Annotated in this window: 18 protein-coding genes and 1 pseudogene; 7 read left to right on the plus strand and 12 right to left on the minus strand. The window is 47.3% G+C overall.

The window, feature by feature from the left end:
* Positions 1-15: 15 nt before the first annotated feature.
* Both FIU99_RS09835 and FIU99_RS09840 read right to left on the minus strand, forming a co-directional pair.
* On the minus strand, positions 16-1,596 hold the full coding sequence (locus FIU99_RS09835; protein WP_152472250.1) for an ATP-binding cassette domain-containing protein: 1,581 nt from the start codon (positions 1,594-1,596) through the stop codon (positions 16-18).
* Positions 1,597-1,897: 301 nt separating this feature from the next.
* Complete coding sequence (locus FIU99_RS09840) at positions 1,898-2,266, minus strand: response regulator (protein WP_006962629.1); 369 nt, start codon at positions 2,264-2,266, stop codon at positions 1,898-1,900.
* A 481-nt stretch (positions 2,267-2,747) separates the two neighbouring features.
* Between FIU99_RS09840 and FIU99_RS09845 the strand changes: the two genes are divergently transcribed.
* The 6 genes and pseudogenes from FIU99_RS09845 to FIU99_RS09870 form a co-directional block, all read left to right on the plus strand.
* The gene (locus FIU99_RS09845) at positions 2,748-3,845 is read left to right on the plus strand and encodes a PseG/SpsG family protein (RefSeq protein WP_152472251.1); all 1,098 of its coding nucleotides are present in this window, start codon (positions 2,748-2,750) and stop codon (positions 3,843-3,845) included.
* A complete protein-coding gene (locus FIU99_RS09850; RefSeq protein ID WP_152472252.1) occupies positions 3,842-5,098 on the plus strand; it encodes a DegT/DnrJ/EryC1/StrS aminotransferase family protein in 1,257 nt (418 codons plus the stop codon). Before FIU99_RS09845 ends, FIU99_RS09850 begins: the two co-directional genes overlap by 4 nt.
* Positions 5,091-5,978, plus strand: a complete 888-nt coding sequence (locus FIU99_RS09855; RefSeq protein ID WP_152472253.1) for a phytanoyl-CoA dioxygenase family protein — start codon at positions 5,091-5,093, stop codon at positions 5,976-5,978. The genes FIU99_RS09850 and FIU99_RS09855 overlap by 8 nt, the downstream gene beginning before the upstream one ends.
* Positions 5,972-7,150, plus strand: coding sequence for an MFS transporter (locus tag FIU99_RS09860; RefSeq protein ID WP_152472254.1), 1,179 nt, complete (start codon positions 5,972-5,974; stop codon positions 7,148-7,150). Before FIU99_RS09855 ends, FIU99_RS09860 begins: the two co-directional genes overlap by 7 nt.
* Positions 7,151-7,159: 9 nt before the next feature.
* A complete protein-coding gene (locus tag FIU99_RS09865) occupies positions 7,160-7,999 on the plus strand; it encodes a glycosyltransferase (protein WP_152472255.1) in 840 nt (279 codons plus the stop codon).
* A gap of 236 nt (positions 8,000-8,235) precedes the next feature.
* A pseudogene (locus FIU99_RS09870) lies at positions 8,236-9,360 on the plus strand (UDP-N-acetylglucosamine 4,6-dehydratase family protein); the annotation flags it as partial.
* Positions 9,361-9,407: 47 nt separating this feature from the next.
* Here FIU99_RS09870 and iolG read toward each other — a convergent pair.
* The 10 genes from iolG to iolE all read right to left on the minus strand — a co-directional run bounded on the left by iolG (position 9,408) and on the right by iolE (position 20,355).
* Positions 9,408-10,391, minus strand: a complete 984-nt coding sequence (iolG, locus tag FIU99_RS09875) for an inositol 2-dehydrogenase (protein ID WP_043008464.1) — start codon at positions 10,389-10,391, stop codon at positions 9,408-9,410.
* A 144-nt stretch (positions 10,392-10,535) separates the two neighbouring features.
* A complete protein-coding gene (iolB, locus tag FIU99_RS09880) occupies positions 10,536-11,366 on the minus strand; it encodes a 5-deoxy-glucuronate isomerase (protein WP_152472257.1) in 831 nt (276 codons plus the stop codon).
* 145 nt (positions 11,367-11,511) lie between these two features.
* Positions 11,512-12,345: a sugar phosphate isomerase/epimerase gene (locus FIU99_RS09885; protein ID WP_152472258.1), complete on the minus strand. Its 834-nt coding sequence runs from the start codon at positions 12,343-12,345 to the stop codon at positions 11,512-11,514.
* Positions 12,346-12,417: 72 nt separating this feature from the next.
* On the minus strand, positions 12,418-13,263 hold the full coding sequence (locus FIU99_RS09890) for a MurR/RpiR family transcriptional regulator (RefSeq protein ID WP_006962640.1): 846 nt from the start codon (positions 13,261-13,263) through the stop codon (positions 12,418-12,420).
* 93 nt (positions 13,264-13,356) lie between these two features.
* Positions 13,357-14,184, minus strand: coding sequence for a class II fructose-bisphosphate aldolase (locus FIU99_RS09895; RefSeq protein WP_006962641.1), 828 nt, complete (start codon positions 14,182-14,184; stop codon positions 13,357-13,359).
* A 9-nt stretch (positions 14,185-14,193) separates the two neighbouring features.
* Positions 14,194-15,066 (minus strand): 5-deoxy-glucuronate isomerase, encoded by an 873-nt coding sequence (locus FIU99_RS09900; protein ID WP_006962643.1) that lies wholly within the window; start codon positions 15,064-15,066, stop codon positions 14,194-14,196.
* A 119-nt stretch (positions 15,067-15,185) separates the two neighbouring features.
* Positions 15,186-16,178: a 5-dehydro-2-deoxygluconokinase gene (iolC, locus tag FIU99_RS09905; protein WP_152472259.1), complete on the minus strand. Its 993-nt coding sequence runs from the start codon at positions 16,176-16,178 to the stop codon at positions 15,186-15,188.
* Between the two features lie 26 nt (positions 16,179-16,204).
* A complete protein-coding gene (locus FIU99_RS09910; protein ID WP_006962647.1) occupies positions 16,205-17,380 on the minus strand; it encodes a Gfo/Idh/MocA family protein in 1,176 nt (391 codons plus the stop codon).
* Between the two features lie 61 nt (positions 17,381-17,441).
* Entirely contained in the window at positions 17,442-19,313 is a 1,872-nt protein-coding gene (gene iolD, locus FIU99_RS09915; RefSeq protein WP_152472260.1) for a 3D-(3,5/4)-trihydroxycyclohexane-1,2-dione acylhydrolase (decyclizing), read from the minus strand.
* Between the two features lie 148 nt (positions 19,314-19,461).
* Entirely contained in the window at positions 19,462-20,355 is an 894-nt protein-coding gene (gene iolE / locus FIU99_RS09920) for a myo-inosose-2 dehydratase (protein WP_006962651.1), read from the minus strand.
* Between the two features lie 576 nt (positions 20,356-20,931).
* On the opposite strand from iolE, the gene FIU99_RS09925 reads away from it, so the two are divergent.
* A complete protein-coding gene (locus FIU99_RS09925; RefSeq protein ID WP_152472261.1) occupies positions 20,932-22,380 on the plus strand; it encodes a sugar porter family MFS transporter in 1,449 nt (482 codons plus the stop codon).
* Position 22,381 lies beyond the last annotated feature (1 nt).

The following is a 22,381-nucleotide window of genomic DNA, read 5'->3' on the forward strand; positions in this document are numbered from 1 at the left end:
GTGCCCCTACCTGCCTTACACGGCTTTAATTTCTAACGTTTTGTTGATTCCGGCTTCATCGACAAAATCTTGATCATGACTGACCAAAATAAAAGGGCCTGGGTACGTAGATAATGCTTTGGCCAGCCGTTGCTTTGAATCGATATCGAGATGATTGTCTGGTTCATCAAGCAAAAGTAACGGCGAACAAGATTGGTGGCTCACCATTAATACCGCTAACTTCATTTTTTCTCCACCACTCAGCGCTGAGACCATCTTGTAAACACAGTCTCTGCGAAAGCCTACTCCAGCTAACAAAGTCCGAGCGTCACTCTCTGCCAGCTTGGGGCAAGAATTGCGTAACGTATCCAACATACTCATATTCGGACAAAGCAAACTAAAATGTTGATCAAGATAGACAGTCTTTACATTACATTTAATCCCTTGTACAAGCCTTCCCGCTGGTGAACTCAGTGCTTTCAATAAAGTCGATTTCCCACAGCCATTATTGCCAGATAGGTGTATCCGATCCTGTGTTTCCACTCTTATGCTCACGGTTTGCCAACGACTTTTATCTACGCTGAAATCCGCAATAGAAGCCAGATTGTGTCTCTTGTCCACTTGAGTATGGGCAAGATAAAAACTCTGCTCCTTCCCGTCTTCCTGCCGGCTCTTTAACGTCTCCAGCTTGTGTTGGTTCCGCTTCAACTGATTGTTTTGATTCGTGATAGCAGCAGAGCGAGTGACTTGCGCGCTGTCTTTCATTGCGTCCATTAGAATTTTTGGCTGACTGCCTGATCTTCTTGCGCGATTGCCCATCGCCTCTCGCTGCTGGGCTTTTTCGGCATTGAGCTGGATCTGACGCTCAATCTTCTTCTTTTCTGATTTGAGGTTGTCAATCTTGCTGCTTAAAGCCTGTTTCTCTACGTTATATTGGCGCTGGAATTCATCATAGCCACCTCGATAGCTTTTCAAACCTAATGATGAGAGGTGACAGATAACATCCGCACAACGTAGTAACGCTCTATCATGACTGACCAATAGAATCTTACCGGGGAATGCTTTGAGTTTATTTATCAACCACTGCTTTCCTTGGGTATCGAGATGATTAGTTGGCTCATCAAGCAACAAAATATCCGGGCTTTGTTCAAACAGATGATAAAGCTGCAGCTTAGCCAATTGCCCTCCACTTAGGTGGCAACAAAAGTCGTCCAATGACAGCGCAATGCTCAACTGAGCCATAAGCTCGATTGCTCGCTGCTCTACCTCCCAGTCATCGCTAAGGCGGTCAAAATCTTCCTGCCGCGTGCTTCCTTGCTCTATCGCTCTCAGAGCCTGACGTTTGTCATCGATGCCAAGGTATTGCGCAATGGTCATATCACTGACTAACAACTCTGAAGGTAGCTGAGAGTACGTAGCAATCCTCCCTTGACGTTCGACATTGCCAGCGTCAGGCAAGCAGTCCCCCGTCAAGATGGAAAGCAACACCGACTTACCACTACCATTTTTTCCAGTTAGGCCAGTAATACGATGATTCAACGATAGATTGATCGAACGGAATAACCATTCACCCGTTTCGAGCTGATGTGAAATTTGAGATGCAATTAATGCAGGCATATCGCCTCCTTTTTTATTCAAAAAGGGGTCGCCATTGTGCGGTGATATGGCCGAGCGTATAAAATGCCGAGATAATCCAGATAAACTGGAAAGAACCACCATTGGTGGATTTTAGAAATGTACTAAGATTGCGGCAACGCCCACTAACCCCGAGTGTCCAAAGTATTGTTTATATTGGATGTCAGGAAGTTAGCTGTTCATTTAGGCATTGGCTCCTAGTAATGTGATGCGCGAATTATAACCAGCTTCGTTCAAACGTTGCAATACGGTGAAGCGGATAGTGCCAAACAAAAGATAAGATCTAAAAGGTCGCAAACACCCTTTCTAGATCACTGCTGAGATTGTTTTTGTTTATAGACGTTACTGCACCTAAAAACTTGGCAGCCTGCAGGCTGCTTTCCGCAGAGGCATGTGTATAGCCACTCGACATAGCAATAACCGCAGTATCCGGATGATGACTCTTAAGGTGCTGTATCACCTCGTAACCATCCATTTCCGGCATAAACACATCGGTCAAAACAACATCAAAGTGATTTTCAGCCAAGAGCTGAGGGACCTCTGAACTATGAGTACAAATTTCTACTTCAAACTTGTCAGCAAATCGCTGCTCCATAAAGCTTTCTATCAGCGCAGCGATCGTGGGCGAGTCGTCTACAATCAACAGTTTCATTTCATTTCCTAGCCAAGATAACTCTGGGTTATCAATTTTTCTATCTGTATGAGTTAAGACCTATTTCCGTTACTTATCAATATATCTTGTTTGTTGTTTCGAGTAACAACAAACAGTAAAGCTAAATCACTTGGAAATGTTGGTATCAAACGATTCACCAAACCCTAGCGATTCTTGCCAACATAAAACCAGTTTGTCAGCTTCAACCATCAACTTATTAAGCATTACGATTCATATCAACTGGTTATTTCTCACCACTAAATATCTTAAGAAAAAGTAATAACAAAGAGTATTAACTCTAATAAAAATGCTTTAAATACTGCATAAATCAGACTAATTAAGAATAAAAAATGCTCATTTGTGATTTTCTTTCCACAAATGTTAATTCAATGTTATCAAATAAATGCTAGTGTCTTGATGTTATTTTTTGTCGCGAAATTAAACCACATCCATCTCCACGACTTAGAAATGGGACCAAACTATGGACAGCTACGTCACTGAAAACCTCAACAAGCGTATTGATACTCGGCTACCGCGGCTAAACAAAGTGGTTTTTGTCATCAAAGGAGAAAAAGGAAAAGGTCTTGGGCACTGCTACCGTGCATGGACGATTGCGCAATCCTTACCCAGTTTCATTGAATCCAAGTTTGTACTGACTCCAAATAGCTCCCTTGGTTTATCCTTTTGCGAGCAAAAAAACATCTCACAATACCAACTAGCGGCAAGCGACGACGACTTATTGAACATCATCGCCCAAGCAAAGCCTGATCTGATTATTAATGATGTCCTCAATACATCCGAAGCGTATGTGAGTACGCTGAAAAAGCTCAACACTCCAATCATCAATTTTGAGGATCTCGGCACTGGTGGAATACATGCAGACTGCGTCATTAATGCCGTCTATCCGAAAACCGGTCTGGGCCAAGAGCTGTCTGGCCATGATTATGTTGATATAAGAAAAGAGTTTTTTCTCCACCGAAAAATCAGCAACACCTTAAGCCCTTCGGTACGTAGCATTCTGCTGACTTTTGGTGGCGAAGACCCAAGCAATCTAACCCAAAAAACCTTGGAAGTCATTGCCCGCAACGACTACCTCTGCCAATTGAACTATGTCATCGCTTTAGGCGGCTCTTATCAACAGCCAAAAGAAGTCATGCGATTCATACAGGAAAAATCACTTAACGCGGAAGTGTTTATCGGCCAGGACATCGCACCGCTGATGGCTCAGGTGGACATGGCGATTACCGCCAATTGCCGAACTGTCTTTGAAGCCGCTTTTATGCGCTTACCTACCGTGGTGATCTCGGCTAATGCGAGAGAGTGCCTCCATACCTTCTATCGAGATGCCCTTTTTCCATACTGCGGAAATGGCCAACTGGTAGATCATTCTGTTATTGAACGTCAGATCTTACAACTCGCCACCAACAATCAGCTAAGGCGCACTATCTCCAACCGACTCCAGACATTCGATCTGAGCAACGGCATGAACAGAATCATCAATCAAATTATCCAGCTGCTCAATCGCAGCTCTTCTATTGGCAACACCGAATATCAACACATTACAGAGAAAGCATTATGAATGAGCAACACACAACAACATTCCCCAAGTGGCCCGCATTTCACCCCGATTCTCTTCGAGATGTTATAGAGCCACTGAAGTCTGGTGAGGTCAATTACTGGACTGGAAACAAAGGGCGAGAATTCGAAGACGCCTTTGCGAAGTGGTGTGGCTCTGAGTTTGCCATCAGTTGCTCGTCTGGTACCTCTGCTCTACACACCATCATTAGTGCGATGGATATTGGCCCGGGCGATGAAATCATCGTGCCCTCTTACAGTTTTATCGCCTCTTCCTATGCGGTTTTACAGGCTGGTGCCATCCCGATTTTCTGTGATGTAAGCGCCGATCACACAATCAATCCGGACAAAATTGAAGCTTTGGTGACTAAGCGTACCCGCGCGATTATCGTCGTTCACTTGTATGGTGTGGTCTGCGATATGCAGCCAATTATGGAGATCGCTGAACGCTATCAAATTAAGGTGATTGAAGATGCCGCGCAGTGCATTGGTGGCCAATATTACGGCCAGAAAGTCGGTACATTGGGGCATGCAGCGGCCTTTAGCTTTTGTCAAAGCAAGCATTTCACCACCGGTGGTGAAGGTGGAATGATTACCACCAATGACGAGAGCCTAGCGTGGGAATGTCGCTCGTTTAGAGATCATGGTTTCGACGTTAAACACAAGCTGGCGTTACTGGAGATGGAAGAAAAGGAAAAATACATCCATCACCGTGTTGGCTACAACTATCGAATGACCGAAATTCAGTCGATTATCGGTCTCAATGAGCTGAAGCGTTTTGACGACTGGAACCTACTCAACCGACGCAAAAATGCCTTCATTTATCGCGAATGTTTATCTCAGTGCCAATACATTGAAAGCCTGCCGCTGGATACTCCAGACAGACAAAATGCTTACTGGCTATTCCCTATTGTTTTCGACCAGTCATTTGATGAGCAACGTACTGAGTCCGTCTACAAGAAGCTGGTCGAGAGAGGTATTCCAGTAACCAAAGTGCTGTGGCCTGAAGCATACCGTGAAAAAGCCTACACGGATTTGATTGGTTTCGGTAAAGCCAACTTCCCATTTCACTCAAGAGAATATACCGACTCTCAATCGGTTCAGTATGACAATCAGATATGCCCAATGGCGTATTCACTTTCTAAACGCACACTTAACCTGCATCTCCACCCAACCTGGAATGCAGAGCACATTGAAAAATGCGCATCAACACTACTCGACGTATTGGCAGAAGTTCACGGAGGCAATCATGGATAGTAAAAATGCCCGCTACTGGGATGAGAAACGAGCGCAGCTTGCAGAACAAGGCTATACCGTTATCGAGTCAGTTGTTCCTCAGGAGTTATGCCAGTCATCCATAGAAGCGATCTGCTCTTTTATGGAAGTCGATCTCAACAATAAAGACACCTGGTACAAACAGGACCCAATCAATGACACGGGTTCCGTCCCGATGCATCATCACCCAGCGTTTTGGCAGGTTCGTCAACATCCAGACGTGTATCAGGCCTTCGCTCAGCTTCTAAATGAAGAACAATTGTGGGTCACCATGGATCGCGCTTCTTTTAAGCCGCCGTGCCGCTATGACCTACCGCAATATGGCAATGATTCGAATCGAATGCATTGGGATTATGATTTCCGTCAAATGGATATTCCTGTCTACCAGGGATTGATCTACCTGACTGATACAGAAAAAGAACAAGGTGCGTTTGGTGGTCTACCACAAGTGTATCGCCAGATTATCGACAACACGTTCCACGATCCAAGCCTGTTTGATCAGTTCACGATTAATGGATTGTATCTGGAGGATGTCTACCCTTTCACCGAGCAAGACGTCACGAAGATAGATGCCCCTGCTGGCAGTTTAGTTATCTTTGACAGCCGTTTACCGCATGGCAACGTTTGTACTCACCATCTCAACCCTCGCCTTGTTCAGTTTATTGCTATGTACAAAGCCGACAGCAAAGAGCACGTGCCCCCAGTGTTGTACCAATCACGAGAAGAGCGCGTGAATTGCTACCAAAACGCTCGCCCACCAGCGTGGCTACGTGGCTGGCGCGGTCAGCTCGATCCTGAACCCTTTACACCGCTTGAACTCACTCCTCTGGGCAGAAAATTGGTAGGACTAGAGTCATGGTAAAGCCAAGTCACTCACGGCAGCCAAGTTGGTTGGCGGTTACTATGCCCGCTCTGTGCCTGTTCTTTGCGTTAGGCTTGAACATTGGCAGTTGGGCATCGCGACTCGCGGACTTGAAAATCGCCATGAGCATTACCGACATGGAGCTCGGTTTTTTCCTTCTCGCGACAAGTCTTGGTGCGATCTCCGCTTTTCCGCTCACCATCTGGCTACTGCGCCATGTAGGTGCGCGAAAAATGGCACTGCTACTAGGAAGTATTGCCGCTTGTTTGCTCCCTTTAATCATGAACAACACTTCCTATCACTTAGGTTTGGTTTTGATGTTTATTGAGGGCATATGCTGCGCAGGGCTTAACGCCGCGATTAACACTTACGGCAGTGACATCGAACGTAAACACGACATTAAATGCATGTCCCGCTTGCATGCCGTGTTCAGCTTAGGATTGGCGGCAGCGGCTTTGATTTCAATGGGTCTGATTCGCTTTGTTTCGTCCGAACTGATTGTTCATGGCGCCGTCATTTGTGTATCGCTTTTGATGTTGTTTGCCGTTGCTTATCGAACCTCGGAGCAGTGCCGAACATCCGATTCAGACGACAAACAGCCTGAACCAAAACTGATCAACAAAACAACCTTAGTGCTTGGTATCATCGTCCTGAGTGCAACCATCATCGAGGGCTCAATGAATGATTGGAGCGCGATTTATCTCAAAGATGTGATTGACGTTAGCCCGTCGCTCGCCCCTTCGGGTGTCTTGGTGTTCTCCGCTGCGATGTTCATTGGCCGACTCTTTGCTGACAGCCTGCGCTCACAATACAACGACGCCATCCTGATTGCCTTTGCCGGACTTATCGTCAGCTTTTCACTTGCAACAGGCGTGTGGCTGTCTGGGCTTTACGCTTCATGGATATCATTCGCTATTGTCGGCTTAACCGTCTCTTTGGTTTCACCCATCATTTACGCTTCAGCGGCTGCCATTGGCCCCGGGTGTTTATCGCTAATTTCCACCTTTGGTTCCATTGGCGGTTTAGCGGGCCCACCGACTATCGGTTTCATCGCCACGCATTTTGGCCTGACCAGCGGCATGTATTTCGTCGCCGCCAGCGGCGTAGTCATTGGTATTGCGGCCTTAAAGCTTGCCAAGCATCAGCACACACCTCAATACGCATCACTTTAGGAAAACAGCATGTTAATCAGTATCATTATTCCGACTTACAACTGCGCGAACCTTCTAGAGAAGACGCTCGAATCACTTTGCCAACAGTCGTTGCAAACCGAGTGTTTCGAAGTCATCGTTGCCGATGATGGCTCGTCAGATAATACCGAACAGATGGTCAAAAGCTTTGCTTCTCGTCTTAATATCGGTTACTGCTTTCAGCCCGATTTAGGATTCAGAGCGGCAAGCGCACGCAACCTTGGCAGCCAGCAAGCGCTTGGCGAATACCTATTTTATTTGGACAGCGGCGTAGTCCTAGAACAGCACGCACTGCAAATACATCTTGCCGAAATGGAAAGAAACCCAGATCACATCCAGATTGGATTCTGCCACGGTTTTGAAGAGCATTTCGTCGCAAACAATACCTTCTCTCAGTTACTCGATAACAACGATTTCAACACGTTGTTTGACTCTTTGACGCAACAAGATTCGAATTTAGATTGCCGCCAGCAACTGCTCAATCAAATCGGGCATATGAGAGGCTTCGACACTCATCCGTGGCTGTTTTTCTGGGGTGGACACCTATTTGCTAAAACCTCTGATTTTGTTGAAGCCGGCGGTTTTGATGAGAACTTTACCCATTGGGGCGGCGAAGATGTCGAGCTGGGGCTGAGGCTATTTAACGCCGGACATAAGTTTACGCTACTGTTGGATGCCAAGGCCTACCACATCCCACACCCCAAAGCAGAAACTGCTGGGTCGGAAGCGACACATAACAACTGCCATTACATCCACGATAAGCACCAGTTACCGATTACAGAACGTATGTTGGCGGAGAGCTGGGAAGACATCGTCCGGAGCGTCAGTTAATCAGGGCAATCAACCCAATGAGCCGCCCAGAACCTTTTTAACATTATCGGGCATAAATCATTGCTATTGAGTGAAATCAGGAAGCGACCATGACAAGTGTATGTGATATTTCAAGCAGAGAGCCATTACAACCTGCGGCGATGTCTGCTGAAGGCGTTGCCAAACTAGACCTTAGAACCGGAGGGCAGCAAGAGCCTATTATCGTAAAGCATTTGCCTCCAATGAATGATCCTAGCCTGAACATTGCCGCTTTACTCGGGCGTGAGGCGATCACTTCAAACCAGCAGCTACTGGCAAAAAACATTACCGGCAAGAATGTCATGGTGACAGGCGCTGGCGGCTCGATTGGCTCGGAATTGTGCCGACAAGTGCTCAAGCAAAACCCCAAAAGCCTGATTCTGTTTGAGCTGAATGAATATAACCTCTATCAAATTGATCAAGAGTTAAGTGCCAGCTCCATAACAAACGCGAGCACTGTAAAAATCGTTCCAATACTGGGCTCAGTTCAAACCGAGCAACGCCTGATTACGCTCATGAAAAACCACAATGTGGATACTATCTACCACACCGCCGCCTATAAACATGTTCCGTTGGTCGAAGATAATATCATCGCTGGCATCCAGAATAATGTGTTTGGTACGTTATCGTGTGCTCAAGCCGCGATTGAGGCCAAAGTAGAAAACTTTACCCTTATCTCCACGGATAAGGCAGTCAGGCCGACCAATATTATGGGCGCCAGTAAACGACTGGCTGAGTTAGTTCTGCAAGCTTTAGCAGACAAAAAAACCGCGACTACCTTTACCATTGTCCGATTTGGCAATGTCCTTGGTTCATCGGGTTCGGTTGTTCCACTGTTCAAAAAACAGATCGAAGCAGGCGGCCCAATCACTATTACTCACCCAGAAATCGTCCGCTATTTCATGCTTACTCAAGAAGCAGCGGAACTGGTCATTCAAGCCAGCGCTATGGGCCACAATGGACAGGTGTTTGTGCTGGATATGGGCGAGCCGGTCAAGATCGTTGAGCTGGCACGTAAGATGATTCAATTATCGGGTAAGAAAGAAGGTTTACTGGGCAACACACATCACGATGAAATTGCTATCCAGTTCATTGGCCTCCGTCCGGGCGAGAAACTGTATGAAGAGTTACTGATTGGCGGAAACGTAGAAGAAACCTGCCATCACAAAATAATGACGGCCATGGAAGAGAAGCTTAATTGGCAGGAGATGGCGTTAGTCTTAAGCGAGCTTGAACGTAACTGCAACGAACATGATGTGGTCGCCATCAAGCAGACACTTCTGTCAGCGCCGACGGGCTACCAAACCGCTAACGTTCACAAAGAAACCAGCGACGTTTGCTAACGAGGTAAAACGAACCGGAAACCTAAATGGGCTTCCGGTTGAATTTCTTATAGTGAAACGGTCTTTTTGCTACGCAGTGATTCCAGCGCCGCATCAGCCAGTCTGAGTGCATATTCGCCATCATCACCTGAACACTCAGGCTCAGCGCCATTGAGCACATCAACAAAGTGTTGCCATTCGGCGATGTAAGCGTCTTTGTATCGCTCTAGGAAGAAATGCATTGGCTTGGCTGATTGCCTGCCCTGCTCGCTAATCTGGCTGACCAAGTTTTCATTTTGGTTTGCCGCCTGAAGCATGCCAAGCTCACCATGAAGCTCGATACGTTGATCATAACCATAACCTGAGCGGCGACTGTTCTGGATCGTTGCCATTGCACCGGAAGGAAATTCCAACACCAAGACGCCAGTGTCGATATCACCCGCAGCTCCGATTTCTGGGTTCACTTTACAGCTGCCATGCGCCGTAATGGAAACAGGATCTTCTCCAAGAATAAAACGCGCCATATCTAAGTCGTGAATGGTCATGTCGCGGAACATGCCTCCAGACACCTTAACGTAATCAGCGCCCGGTGGTTCTGGATCACGAGACGTTATGGTCAGTGTCGCAGGCTCACCAATTGCTCCCTGGTTCAATTTGTTTTTCAGTGTTCTGAATTGAGGATCGTAACGTCGGTTAAAACCGACTAGCATCGGAACTTGATGCTGCTTAACCACCGCTAAACAGTCTCTGACTCGGCTCAAATCAAGATCGATCGGTTTCTCACAGAAAATGGCTTTCCCTGCTTTTGCCGCCAGTTCGATCAAATCAGCGTGTGTATCCGTTGCAGAACAAATACACACAGCATCAATCTCACTGTCTTGCATTGCTTCTTCGATACTCTGTCGCTTAGCGCCATACTGCTGACACAGCATATTGGCATTAACGTCATAAGGGTCGATGACAGAAAACAAACGGGTTTCCGGGTGATTGGCAATGTTAACAGCATGCACTTGTCCAATCCGCCCTGCTCCAAACAGTGCGATATTAAACATTCTGTACTCCTTACAGATTAGGTAGGAAAGAGGCCCACTGGCATATCTCAGTGGGCATAAATGTGCGTGATTGGGGGTGACGCACTTTTCAGGAGCGCTTATGTACGCTCAAACTTTAGCGATATAAGTTCTTACTCAGGCTAATCACTCAGTATCTGAACTCTTTGCGTATTGCTCAGAATTGATCCAAGCGTGGTCTTTTTCCCATGTGAACAACCACTTTCGGGTTGGGCCCGCCATCACATTGAGGTAGTAGCTGTTATAGCCCGCCATTGTCGCTACTGGGTGGTAACCTTTTGGCACCATAACCACGTCTTTGTTATAAACCGCCATACACTCATCCAACTCGCGATCATCGGTATACACGCGCTGCATACAGAACCCTTGCTCAGGATCGAGTCGGTGGTAGTAGGTTTCTTCGAGATAAGTTTCCTCAGGCTCTGCATCTTGATCGTGTTTATGACTCGGATACGAACTGGTGCAGCCTTCGTCGGTGTACACCTCAACCACTAACAAGCTATCTGCTTCTTTGTCATCAGGAAGAATATTGTGCACATAGCGCTGATTCTGTCCCTGACCGCGATGTTCCGCATCAATATCTTGCGGAGCGATCAGGCGAGTTGGAAAGTTTCCCTTCCCCGGCGCCTGACATACGGCCAGTTCTAGCTGAGTATTTGCCACAACCTGCACCGTTTCTTTTGGCGCCACATACACAGCGTAAGGCTTGGTTTTCTCAAACGGAGACATACGCTGACCGATGTTTTCAAAACTCTGGCTATCGGTAGAAATGGTCGCTTTGCCAGCAATCAATACCAGACAGAGCTCATCCTCATTAGCATCGAGTTGTATCGAATCACCAGTGTTCAACTCGTAAACCTTAAAGCCAACGTATTGCCAGCCAGCCGATTGCGGCGTAATAGACTGCACAAGCCCTTGCGCACCATCGGGCTGATATTTGGAAAGCAGATACGACATTGCGAGACACTCCATTCTTCACAATAAAACGAATTTTCCATTACACTATCAAATGAAATAATTATTTCACCAATATTTTAGTTTGAAATATTCATTTTGTGGACTGAGTAACAAATAGCCAAAGGTGGTTCAAATACTGAAACGACTAGCTAGTTAAAAGTAAGCCCTTCATACGCTCTAACATCGCCGACGCAACATCATGATGATCATGTTCCCACAGTTGATCATTTAGGAACTCGCCGGAATAAAATCCGTCATAGCCAGTGGCACGAATAGCATCAAGATATTCCTTTAGCGGGATATCGCCATCACTTGGTAAATAACCACGCAGTAACCTTTCGTCAGGCCATTCTTGATTAGGTTCAGGACGTTTGCCATCAGAAATGTGGATGTTATAAATCAGAGATGAATCCAACGAGGCGAACTCTTCTGGTGATGCGCCACGGCAGGCCCAGAAATGCCAGGTATCAAGCACAAAACCAAAATTGTCTCTAGCCACCGCATCATGCAATTTGAGGCAATCACTGAGTTTAGCGATGGGTGTCCATGCCGCACCTTCGTATTGAAAGCGGATGCCAAAATCTCGGCCAATATCGGTAATGGAACGTATGTTTCGTGCCGTCAGTTGAATATTGTCTTCGACGCTAAGCCCGTTCAGCCCTTCAAAAGCGTTAAGCTGAATGGTTGGCGCACCAATATCGGCTGCAAACTGACACAAGGTTTCTGTCTCTTTCCACAATGTTTTCTGCTGGCTTTTGTCGGTTGCTTCAACACCACCAATAATATCGATCGCACTGGGCGTGATACCAAACTGGTCAAGGCGAGATTTAAACTGCTCAGCGGTAAATCCGGCATGAATATAACGCCAGAGTTTTTCCGTGTGGATTTCTAATCCCTGATATCCGGTTTCTTTGGCCAGGCGAATATCGGACAAGATGTTACTGTGCAACGAGCACATGCCATGAAGAGCAAAACGCATAAGAGCTCCTTATTGGGAGTCTGAAAGATTTTGGGCCACACAGAGGATAGTGACCCTTCGATTAAGTGAGAATTAACCGATTTCCCGACACATCAGGCTGACTGCCAGAGTTTGTGCCAGATACATGGAGCTACTGAGCGAGCGGAAACCCATGACTTCCCCTTCCTTCACTTCAAAACAAACATCGTACTTGCTGCCATTTTCCGTCATTTGGTTGTCGGTAATAGCAACGATAGGCACCTGCTTCTCGTGCGCATTTTCCACCAATTCACTGGTTTCCGGCGCGTAAGGTGTGAATGTCACACACAACAGGACATCTTTTTTGTTCATACGCTTTGTCAGAGGTTTCAGCATACCACCATGATCATCGATTAAGACCACGTTATTGTCTGACTTCATCAGTGCGTACCAGAGATAGAATGCAACCGGATAAGCGCGGCGCATGCCTTGAATGTAGATGGTTTCTGCTTCATCAAGCAGAGAGACCGCTTTTTCGAGTTTTTGTGGAGAAACGGCTATTTGTAACTGCTCAATAGCTTCAACATTGGCATGGCCAAAGTCTTGGAACACTGCCGCTGGCGAGTCCGATGCCATATCATCGTGCTCACGAGCCTGTCGCACACGCTCTTTATAATCACGCGGGCGATTCAGGTACTGCTCGCGGAACAACGCCTGCATCTGGCTAAAGCCTGAGAAACCCATAGTATTGGCAAAACGGCTCAGAGTAGAGAGCGGCACGTTCGCTTGCTCGGCAATGGTCGCCATAGTTTCGACGGCCACCAGCATGGGCTGGGCCATCACAAAATCCGCTACCTGCTGTAAACGCTGGCTGAGCCTATCGTAGCGCTTTACCACGCGATCACGTAGTGTATCTAAATCCGCAGGAACCAATTCCAACTGGCTGTTTTCCACTGTCATACCCTGCACTTCTCCTCGAAAAGCTTTTCTAATTCAAATAATAACTGATTGGTGCACAACTGAATACATCAAGCTATCTATTCTGGAAATACTTTAAGCCAGAATTTCAAAATTTCGGATTGCTTCTTGTCTTACCGCAGGTATGACTTTCTGCATAAAGTACAAGCGATCGAACTTATCCGGCTCCTGATTGAGCAAGTCGCGCAGTCCATGACCAAATGCCTGCCTCAAGCAAGTGCCTATGTTAAATTTGGCGACGCGGCTCTGCTTAAGCTTGAGCATGTCCACTTCACGAATACCGCTGGTGCCGTGAATCACCAGTGGAATATCAACTTGCGCAGCAATTTGGTCAAGTAAGCCAAAATCTATCTCGCAGACAGGCTGAGTAAGGCGGTGAATATTACCGACCGATATCGCGACACAATCCGCTTCACTTTCTTCAGCAAATCGCTGGGCATCTTGCGGGCTGGTGTATATCGACTTAATGTGATCACGGCCTTCTTCATAAGGCACTGATCCGATTTCACCTTCAACACTCGCTCCCAAAGCATGAGCAACACGCGCGACATTACGCGTACGACGGATGTTCTCATCCAATGTTAATTGCGAGCCATCAAACATAACTGAGCTAAAGCCAGCTTTGAGTGCACGGAAAACAATCTCTTCCTCGTAAGTGTGGTCAAGATGCAAACAAACTGGTGCACTGCTCTGCTTAGCGAGATTGAGAAACATAGATGCCGCGGTTTCAACACCGTAAAAATCCACCACGTCTTTGTTGCACGCCAGAATGACCGAGCGATTGGTTTCCTCAGTAGCTTCAACAACGGCTTTGGCGTCTTCATAGCCAAAAACGTTAAAACAAGGAACAGCAAAATCCCCTGCCGCCGCTTCCGGCAGCAAATCCTTTAAATTAACCAGCATAAAAGCTCCCTATTTGAATTTGGCGATCATGTCCTTGATGCCCGGAATAGTTTCAACCTGATACTCATGATGCGGATCGAAGTGTTGAATCAGTGACTTAGATGTCTTACCCACGATGATCGTGAAGTAATACATTTCGTACCCAGGGGCAGCAACACTCGGGTGATAGCCTTTGTCTATCGCTATGACAGAGCCAGTACGCACGTGGTAAACCGGACCAAAGTCGTCCTCATGTTCATACAGAAACTGAGCACCGAATCCGAAGTCCGGATTAAAGCGGAACTGATACACCTCTTCATAAAGGGTTTCTTTGCTGCCATCTTCTTTAACGCGGTCTTCATCGTGTTTATGTGGGGGGAAACCCGACCAACCACCAGCGCCAACCGTAAACAACTCACTCACCAATAGGCGACCACGCTTGTCCGCATTGCTCTGCCCTAGTACATGCTTGATCTTACGGTGTGTTTTTGTATCGTCTGAGCCGTATTGAACGATGTCGACATCGTTTTGACGAACGCAGAACGGAGACAGTGTCTCTTCAAATCGGCCACCTGCGATCATGATATCCGCATGGTCACTGACACACTCAAGCTTGGCTGTCATACCCACAGGCACATAGACGGATTCAGGGTTTCCGGTCCAGACTGATTCACGCTGACCAATATTGTCGAAAGCGTGCGTTTGCCCGTTTTGTTCAGTGACAGTGACACTACAAGTGCCTCCAGCCAGAACGACAACCGTTTCGTAGTCGTCTAACATGTAATCGAACGTTTCACCCTGAGCAAGGCGAACGTGATTGAAATAACACAACGGCGTAGTGTCATCATTGACATCAATAATCGCTTCATTGTGGTTATCAAAAGGTGGAATATGCTTTCCCATTGTTCTTCCTTTAATACTGACTGACCAAAAGAAAGCCGGACCACGATGGTAGGTAGTCGGTGATCATTATTGATCACACTGGCCCGGCAAGACCTAAGACGCTAGTGGCATTCCGACACTTAACGTTGTTCTCTGGTCTCAATAAAATTAAACAGCGCTTCTCTGGTTGGCATGGCTTCCGTACAACTGGTGCCACTGACATTGATCGCGGCAGCAGCAGAGCCATGTTTGACCGCTTGTTCCAGCTCACCGCCGTTGACTAGTGTCCAGATGACACCACCAGCGAAAGAGTCACCCGAACCAAATGGCTTGGTCACTTCGACTGGGAAAATCCCCTGCTCGAAGTAACTGCCATCGCGGCCATAGACTTTTGAGCCGAGCTCTCCGGCTTTGATGATGACGAACTGAGTTGAGCCCGTCAGGAACCGCTGCGCGGTTGCGTCATCATCTTTATTACCCGGTGCGACAACGGTTTCCATCATGTCGAACTCTTCACGGTTACCAATCACGATGTCTGACAGTTGAGATGCAATACCAAAATAGATAGACGCGTCGACGTCTGTGCGCCATGAATATGGGCGGTAATCTACATCCAGTACCACCAAGGTGCCGCTGGATCTTGCATACTGCATTGCGAGTAACGTCGCCTCTCGGCTCGGGCTTTGTGCCAACGCCGTTCCTGTGACAATCAACACCTTAGAACTGGCAATATAGTCAGCGTCAATTTGCTCTGGTTTGAGCGTCAGATCCGACGCGTTGTTACGATAAATCAGCACGTCGCAGTCGGAAGGTTTCATCTCGGTGAATGCAACTGAAGTCCGTGAGCCAGAATCATCCGTCATCATGCCGTTCAGATTGATCCCTAAACCACTCATATAGTGTTTGACGTAATCACCAAACGAGTCTTTGGCCACACAGCCAATGAAACCGACTTTGCCTCCGAGCTTGTTTACCGCAACCGCAATGTTAGCTGCAGAGCCACCCACGAACTTGTTGAATCCAGAAATATCCTGAATATCAGTATTCAGTTCGCGCGCGTAGAGATCCACACCAGCTCGTCCCAGCACGATGGCATCGAGTTGACGATCGTGTTCGATAGCAATCTTGGTCATATCGTTCCCTCTCTGTGATCTCTGGACTATTTGTAGTCAACCCAAGTGGCATTCTGGTCAGCGGATTCAACACACTTCTCACACAGACGAACACCTTCGATACCCGCATCAATGCCCGGATACCACAGATTTGCCAGAGTTTCCTGATCATCGTTATTCGCCGCCTGAAACGCGAGAGCAAAACGGTGGTAAAGGTTCGCCCAAGACTCGAAGTAACCTTCCGCATGACCACCGCCAATGCGGTTCGAGGCCACACCCTCTGCGTCGTTATGCAGGTAACCCATACCACGGTCTAATAGACGTGGTGGCTCACCCTGAATTTCATACTTAAGTTGGTTTGGATGCTCATCCCACCACTCAATGGATGCTTTTTCGCCAACGATGCGAATCTTCTGCTGATGCATAGCCCCCGAGTTAACTGCAGACGCCCACAAAGTGCCTACTGCGCCGCCTTCAAATTCCATCATTACATGAGCGTTATCTTCCAGAGGAGCACGTGATTCGATGAAGCTTTGGCGCATACAAGCCAGACGTTTGACCTCCAGTCCTGTGATCATTTCACACAGGTAAAAAGCGTGTGTACCAATGTCACCAATCACGTAGGTAGGGCCCGATACTTCAGGGCTAACACGCCACTTTAAGCCAGGGTCATTCTTTTCATGCTCAATGTTGTGGAAACCATGCGCAAAGGTCATGTTTACAACACGTATCTCACCCAAATCACCACGTTGAACCATCTCACGCGCCTGCTGGACCATAGGGAAGCCCGTATAGCCGTACATAACTCCAAGTACGCGGTTGTTCTGCGCTGCGATGGTTTTCAGTTCTTCGGCTTCAGCCACAGTAAAGGTAATAGGTTTTTCGCACACCACGTGCAGATTAGCTTCCAGCGCCGCTTTACAGATCTCGTAATGAGTCGAATTCGGCGTTGCGATTGATACCGCCTGAATACCATCCTCTCTCTGCGCTTCGGCGGCAAACATCTCTTTATAGCTTGAGTAGCAACGATCGCTATCCAGACCTAAATTGGTGCCGAAATCACGACAACGCTCGGCATCCAAATCGAATGCACCCGCAACTAACTTAAATAAGCCATCACGCTGCGCAGCATTACGGTGAGAATAACCAATCTGGCTACCACGCCCGCCACCGACCATTGCCCAGCGAATAGGTTGTTCAAATCGACGCTCTTCATTAAACATGTTTCAATTCCTTCTTAACGCCACACTTTTCAGAGCGGCTTAACAATGCACTAATAACTTTTTAGACGCCACGACGTTGATTGACTCGGCCTTCTTCCCACTCCGCCACAATGCTGGCGGTCTCTTCGCTGCGAGTTACTTCTGGTAGTCCAACTTCCCACCAACAGTCGCATTTAGACCAAGTTGCAGGAGAGATAGGATCGATATCGACCACAATGACGTAGGTGCGATCCGCTTCTTTAGCGCGCTGGAACGCAGCATCAAACTCAGTAATGTCGGTCAGTTTCTCGCTGATCGCGCCTTGCGCTTCCGCATGCTTAGCGAAGTCCACACGTGCCAACTCACCATCAGGGCGTCGACAATCTTCCAGTAAGTTATTGAATGACTGGTTACCTGTGTTGGTTTGCAGTTTATTGATCACGGCGAATCCGCCGTTGTCACACACAACCACAATCATCTTGTGACCCGTCAGAACGGACGAGTAGATATCTGAGTTCTGGATTAGGTAGGAGCCATCACCGACAAGCACGACTACGTCGTTGTCTGGATTTGCGACTTTCGCACCCCAGCCCCCTGCGATTTCATACCCCATGCAAGAGAAACCAAACTCAATGTCAAACTTGCCAATCTGGTAGTTCTGCCAGTTCATAGCCAGCTCAGCAGGTAAACCTCCTGCCGCAGTCAGAACGGTGTCACCGGGTTGCATGGATTTGTTGAGCTTGCCAATCACTTCTGCATAAGAAGACATGCCTGGTAGCAAGTCGCCTTCTTGAGGGTTAGTACGACGTTGAACGACCGCTTTCCACTCGTCGGCTTGCGCTTTGGCCGTCGACGCCCAGTCATCACTACTGCGCCAGTCTCCCAGCAGTTGTGACAGCTGCGCCATACCACGTTGCGCATCACATTTTACCGCCAGTGCTCGGTGCTTAATCGCATCAAAACGGGCGACATTCATCGCGATAAGCTTCATGTCTGGATTGCGGAAAACGCTCCACGACCCGGTTGTAAAATCTTGAAGACGCGTACCGATTGCCAGTACCACATCAGCATGTGCAGCCATGTAGTTGGCTGAGTCTGAGCCAGTCACGCCGATTGGACCAGCGTTCAGTGGGTTGTCCTGCAGCATAGTTGCGCGGCCTGCTATCGTCTCAACAACCGGAATATTATGCTTTTCAGCGAACGCTTTTAGCTCATCGGTTGCCAGTGAGTAGTGAACGCCACCGCCAGAAATAATCAGCGGCTTCTCCGCCTTCATCAGCGCAGCCTTTGCGTCCTCTAAATCTGCTAACTCAGGCTCAGGGCGGCGGATACGGTGGATTTTTTCTTCAAAGAACACTTCTGGGAAATCGTACGCTACTCCCTGAATATCTTGAGGTAAGCTTAGGAATGCTGGGCCACACGTTTCCGGATCTAACATAGTGTCGATCGCTTGCGGCAGAGTATGAATCAACTGCGAAGGTGATACGATTCGATCCCAGTAACGAGTTAACGGTTTGAAAGCGTCATTACAGGTGATGGATGGGTCATAAAAGTTTTCTGGCTGCTGTAAAACAGGGTCTGGCAGACGACTGACATACGCGTCTCCTGAGATAAGTAGAACTGGCAGGCGGTTAGTATGGGCTATCCCTGCTGCTGTCACCATATTGGTTGCGCCTGGGCCAATAGATGACGTTGCAATACCGATGCGGCGGCGCTGATTAGCCTTGGCGTAGGCAATAGCCGCTGTTGCCATCGACTGCTCATTCTGGCCGCGCCAAGTAGGAATTTTGTCTTCAATATTCTTTAGCTGCTGACCAAAGCAAGTCACATTACCGTGGCCAAAAATGGCAAATGCACAGCCAAACAACTGCTCGACTTTACCGTCAATTTCAATTTTCTGTGCAGCCAGATATTGTGCCAGTGCTTCTGCTACCGTAAGACGTATGGTTTTCATTATTGTCTGTCCTTAGTTTTGTCCCTAAGCCTCGTTAAGCCACTCGTTTGAGGCTCAGGGTCGACCTTTAATTCACATTGATATTTGATGCGCATTTAAGCAAAGCGTCCCTGCTTTATGCGTGCTTCCTGCATGACGTTGTTAGCCGTTATAAACCGTATTTTTCTGCATAACCTGAGATATTTTCGTAGGCGGTTTTTGCAAATGTGAGCGGATGTGCTTTGGCTGGATCTTGTTCAGCTTCCACCAGCAACCAGCCTTCATAGTTGCGCGCTTTGAGGGCAGCAAAGACATCGTCATAATTAACATCACCTGTACCTGGGACGGTAAAGACGCCATCAAGCACGGCATTGAGGAAAGATTTATCGGCGTCACGAGCCGTTTTCATCACGCCAAGACGCAAATCTTTAAAGTGCATATGGCCAATGCGATGTCCCCAACGCTCAATCATGGTAACTGGATTGCCTCCGCCATAAGTCACATGTCCTGTGTCTAACGTTAGGAATACTTCCGGTCCCGTCAGCTCCATCAGTAGGTTGATGTCATCTTCCGTTTCACAGATGGTGCCAACATGATGGTGGAAGGACAATTTGATATCGTGCTCTTCCAAAAGGTACTTCGCCACTTTGGTCAGCTTTTCACCGTACGTTTTCCATTCTTCCATACTGAGGATGACACGCTGTGAGAGCGGAGTATCAATATCGCCATGAACGCTGTTGCTCACTTCTCCATACACCATCGCTTTACAACCAGCGGCTTTAAGCAAGCGAATGTGCTGTTGCATAGCATCGATTTCTTCATCCGCTGTAAGCGTCATTAGGTTACCGCTGTACCACCCTGATGCGAGAACCAAATTATGCTTCTCTAAAAGTGGGATCAGCACTTCTGGCTCTCGCGGGTACTTTGTTCCCAGCTCCGTACCGGTAAAGCCCGCTTGCGCCATTTCACTCAAACATGTTTCCAATGGGATTTCTCCCCCCAACTCAGGCATATCATCGTTGGTCCAGGTCAGTGGGCTAATTCCGTATTGCACCTTACTCATGTTTGTACTCCAAAGATTTAAGTTTTCGAAAAACGGATTGAATCAGAGCGCTAAAGCGGTGTTTTTTGGAAAATGCTTTTCATCTCTCGTTCAATCGCACCAATTCGTTGAGTTGCTGCTTACTATAAAACAACACTCATGAAATGAAAAATATTTTTCAAACGATAAAAAACTTTTACAAACTGCTGAAAAAACCTGCTAACAGTAATCACAATAAGGCCTCAAGCATAAAATTGACCCCGCTCACATTTAAAATTAAATACAACAAAATCAGATACTTAAAAACCAATATCACCATTGAAAAATATTTTCCACAATTTGATTTGTGTAACAGTTTTCCGGAAAACACACTAACTGCACTTCCCGAACAAGTTTTGAACGACTAGGATAAAAAACCGAAACAATGAAAAATTCTTATCATTAACAAACCCAACATAGCTGCAACATTTTAATAAGTCGTCAAAGACACTCAGCAGCCAACTGGAATTGCCATTACGTGAACAAACATCCAAACCCAGCTCACACTGTTCGATGGTAGAGCGAGAGACGGGTTCTCATATAAAGGAGTAGAGAAACATGTCATCGAGTCATTCGACGGATAAGAGTCAACGAAACTTTGCCTACATTATTAAAATCTGTTGCGTCGCCGCACTAGGTGGGATCCTCTTCGGTTACGACACGGCTGTCATATCCGGAGCCATTGGCCCCATTACGAATTACTTTGGCCTAACACCTGCGCAGACAGGCTGGGCAGTTTCCAGCGTAGTATTAGGTAGTATTGTTGGCGCAGTCAGCGCAGGCTGGTTCTCACTCAAATACGGCCGTCGTAACACTTTATTCTTGGCCGCTATTTTGTTTGCTATATCGGCCGTTGGTTCAGCACTCGCCCCAACTTTCACTTTCTATACGATGTTAAGAATTGTTGGCGGCGTCGCGGTTGGTCTAGCCGCTGTTGTCTCACCTATGTACATGTCTGAAGTCGCACCCAAGGATTTTCGTGGTCGCGCAGTGAGCATGTTTCAGCAATCCGTTGTTGTCGGCCAGACGGTGGTGTTCTACGTCAACTTTGTGATCGCTAAAGGTATGACAGAAATGTGGCTTCAGGATCTTGGCTGGCGCTGGATGCTGGGCTCAGAGATCATTCCCGCAATCATCTTTGGTGCTCTGCTTTTCACCATTCCAGAATCCCCACGCTGGTTAGTGCTAAAAGGCCAGAAAGAGAAGGCTAAGCAAGTACTTACCCGCATTTCAGATGCCGAGCATGCCCAACGCGTAATCAATGAAATTGAAGACTCTTTGATGGCCAGCCGTGTTGTGAAGAAAAGCCAAGTCAGCCTTAAATCTCCCCTTATGCTGTCAATCGTCGCTGTCGGTACCTTTGTTGCCGCGGCGCAGCAGTTCACAGGGATCAACGTCATCATGTATTACACCCCAGAGATCCTAAAACCCATTGTAGGCAGCACGGAAAACGCGCTATTCCAAACCACCTTTATTGGTTTAGTGTTTATTCTCGGCAATGCGTTGGGTATGTACCTGATTGATAAAGTGGGAAGATTACCGTTAATGAAATGGGGTACGCTTGGCTGTGCTCTGAGCATGACTTATGTGGGTTTTGTGGTTTACAACCAGTCTGAGGGTTACTCTGCACTGTTTGCACTTTGCTTGTACGTAGTCTCTTATGCGACCTCGTGGGGCTGTGCGTGCTGGACTATGATTTCAGAGATTTTCCCGAATAGTATCCGCTCAAGAGCAATGGCGATCGCTGTCGGTGCTCAGTGGTGTGCAGGCTTTGTCGTCACGCAATCATTCCCAATGCTCAATGAAAATGCCTTCCTCAAGGAGCAGTTTAATGGCGGGTTCAGCTTCTGGTTATTTGCTGCTCTCTCTATGATCTGCATGTATTTTGTGGTCAGATATGTACCAGAAACCAAAGGTGTTGCGCTGGAAAAAATGGAAGAAGTGATGGCTCAGAAGCTTGGCAAGGCCAAACCCTCCACCACTCAACAGGAAAGCGCACACGTATAGA

This window comes from Vibrio sp. THAF64 (assembly GCF_009363455.1).
In the GTDB taxonomy this organism is placed as follows: Bacteria; Pseudomonadota; Gammaproteobacteria; order Enterobacterales; family Vibrionaceae; genus Vibrio; species Vibrio coralliilyticus.

Excerpts from the sequence above, each read along its gene's own strand:
- iolC (WP_152472259.1), bottom strand. The coding sequence starts at position 16,178 with ATGACCAAGATTGCTATCGAACACGATCGTCAACTCGATGCCATCGTG.
- iolE (WP_006962651.1), bottom strand. The coding sequence starts at position 20,355 with ATGAGTAAGGTGCAATACGGAATTAGCCCACTGACCTGGACCAACGAT.
- FIU99_RS09860 (WP_152472254.1), top strand. The coding sequence starts at position 5,972 with ATGGTAAAGCCAAGTCACTCACGGCAGCCAAGTTGGTTGGCGGTTACT.
- FIU99_RS09865 (WP_152472255.1), top strand. The coding sequence starts at position 7,160 with ATGTTAATCAGTATCATTATTCCGACTTACAACTGCGCGAACCTTCTA.
- FIU99_RS09925 (WP_152472261.1), top strand. The coding sequence starts at position 20,932 with ATGTCATCGAGTCATTCGACGGATAAGAGTCAACGAAACTTTGCCTAC.
- FIU99_RS09890 (WP_006962640.1), bottom strand. The coding sequence starts at position 13,263 with ATGACAGTGGAAAACAGCCAGTTGGAATTGGTTCCTGCGGATTTAGAT.
- FIU99_RS09855 (WP_152472253.1), top strand. The coding sequence starts at position 5,091 with ATGGATAGTAAAAATGCCCGCTACTGGGATGAGAAACGAGCGCAGCTT.
- FIU99_RS09885 (WP_152472258.1), bottom strand. The coding sequence starts at position 12,345 with ATGCGTTTTGCTCTTCATGGCATGTGCTCGTTGCACAGTAACATCTTG.
- FIU99_RS09845 (WP_152472251.1), top strand. The coding sequence starts at position 2,748 with ATGGACAGCTACGTCACTGAAAACCTCAACAAGCGTATTGATACTCGG.
- FIU99_RS09850 (WP_152472252.1), top strand. The coding sequence starts at position 3,842 with ATGAATGAGCAACACACAACAACATTCCCCAAGTGGCCCGCATTTCAC.
- FIU99_RS09840 (WP_006962629.1), bottom strand. The coding sequence starts at position 2,266 with ATGAAACTGTTGATTGTAGACGACTCGCCCACGATCGCTGCGCTGATA.
- iolB (WP_152472257.1), bottom strand. The coding sequence starts at position 11,366 with ATGTCGTATCTGCTTTCCAAATATCAGCCCGATGGTGCGCAAGGGCTT.
- iolD (WP_152472260.1), bottom strand. The coding sequence starts at position 19,313 with ATGAAAACCATACGTCTTACGGTAGCAGAAGCACTGGCACAATATCTG.
- FIU99_RS09900 (WP_006962643.1), bottom strand. The coding sequence starts at position 15,066 with ATGGGAAAGCATATTCCACCTTTTGATAACCACAATGAAGCGATTATT.
- FIU99_RS09835 (WP_152472250.1), bottom strand. The coding sequence starts at position 1,596 with ATGCCTGCATTAATTGCATCTCAAATTTCACATCAGCTCGAAACGGGT.
- iolG (WP_043008464.1), bottom strand. The coding sequence starts at position 10,391 with ATGTTTAATATCGCACTGTTTGGAGCAGGGCGGATTGGACAAGTGCAT.
- FIU99_RS09910 (WP_006962647.1), bottom strand. The coding sequence starts at position 17,380 with ATGTTTAATGAAGAGCGTCGATTTGAACAACCTATTCGCTGGGCAATG.
- FIU99_RS09895 (WP_006962641.1), bottom strand. The coding sequence starts at position 14,184 with ATGCTGGTTAATTTAAAGGATTTGCTGCCGGAAGCGGCGGCAGGGGAT.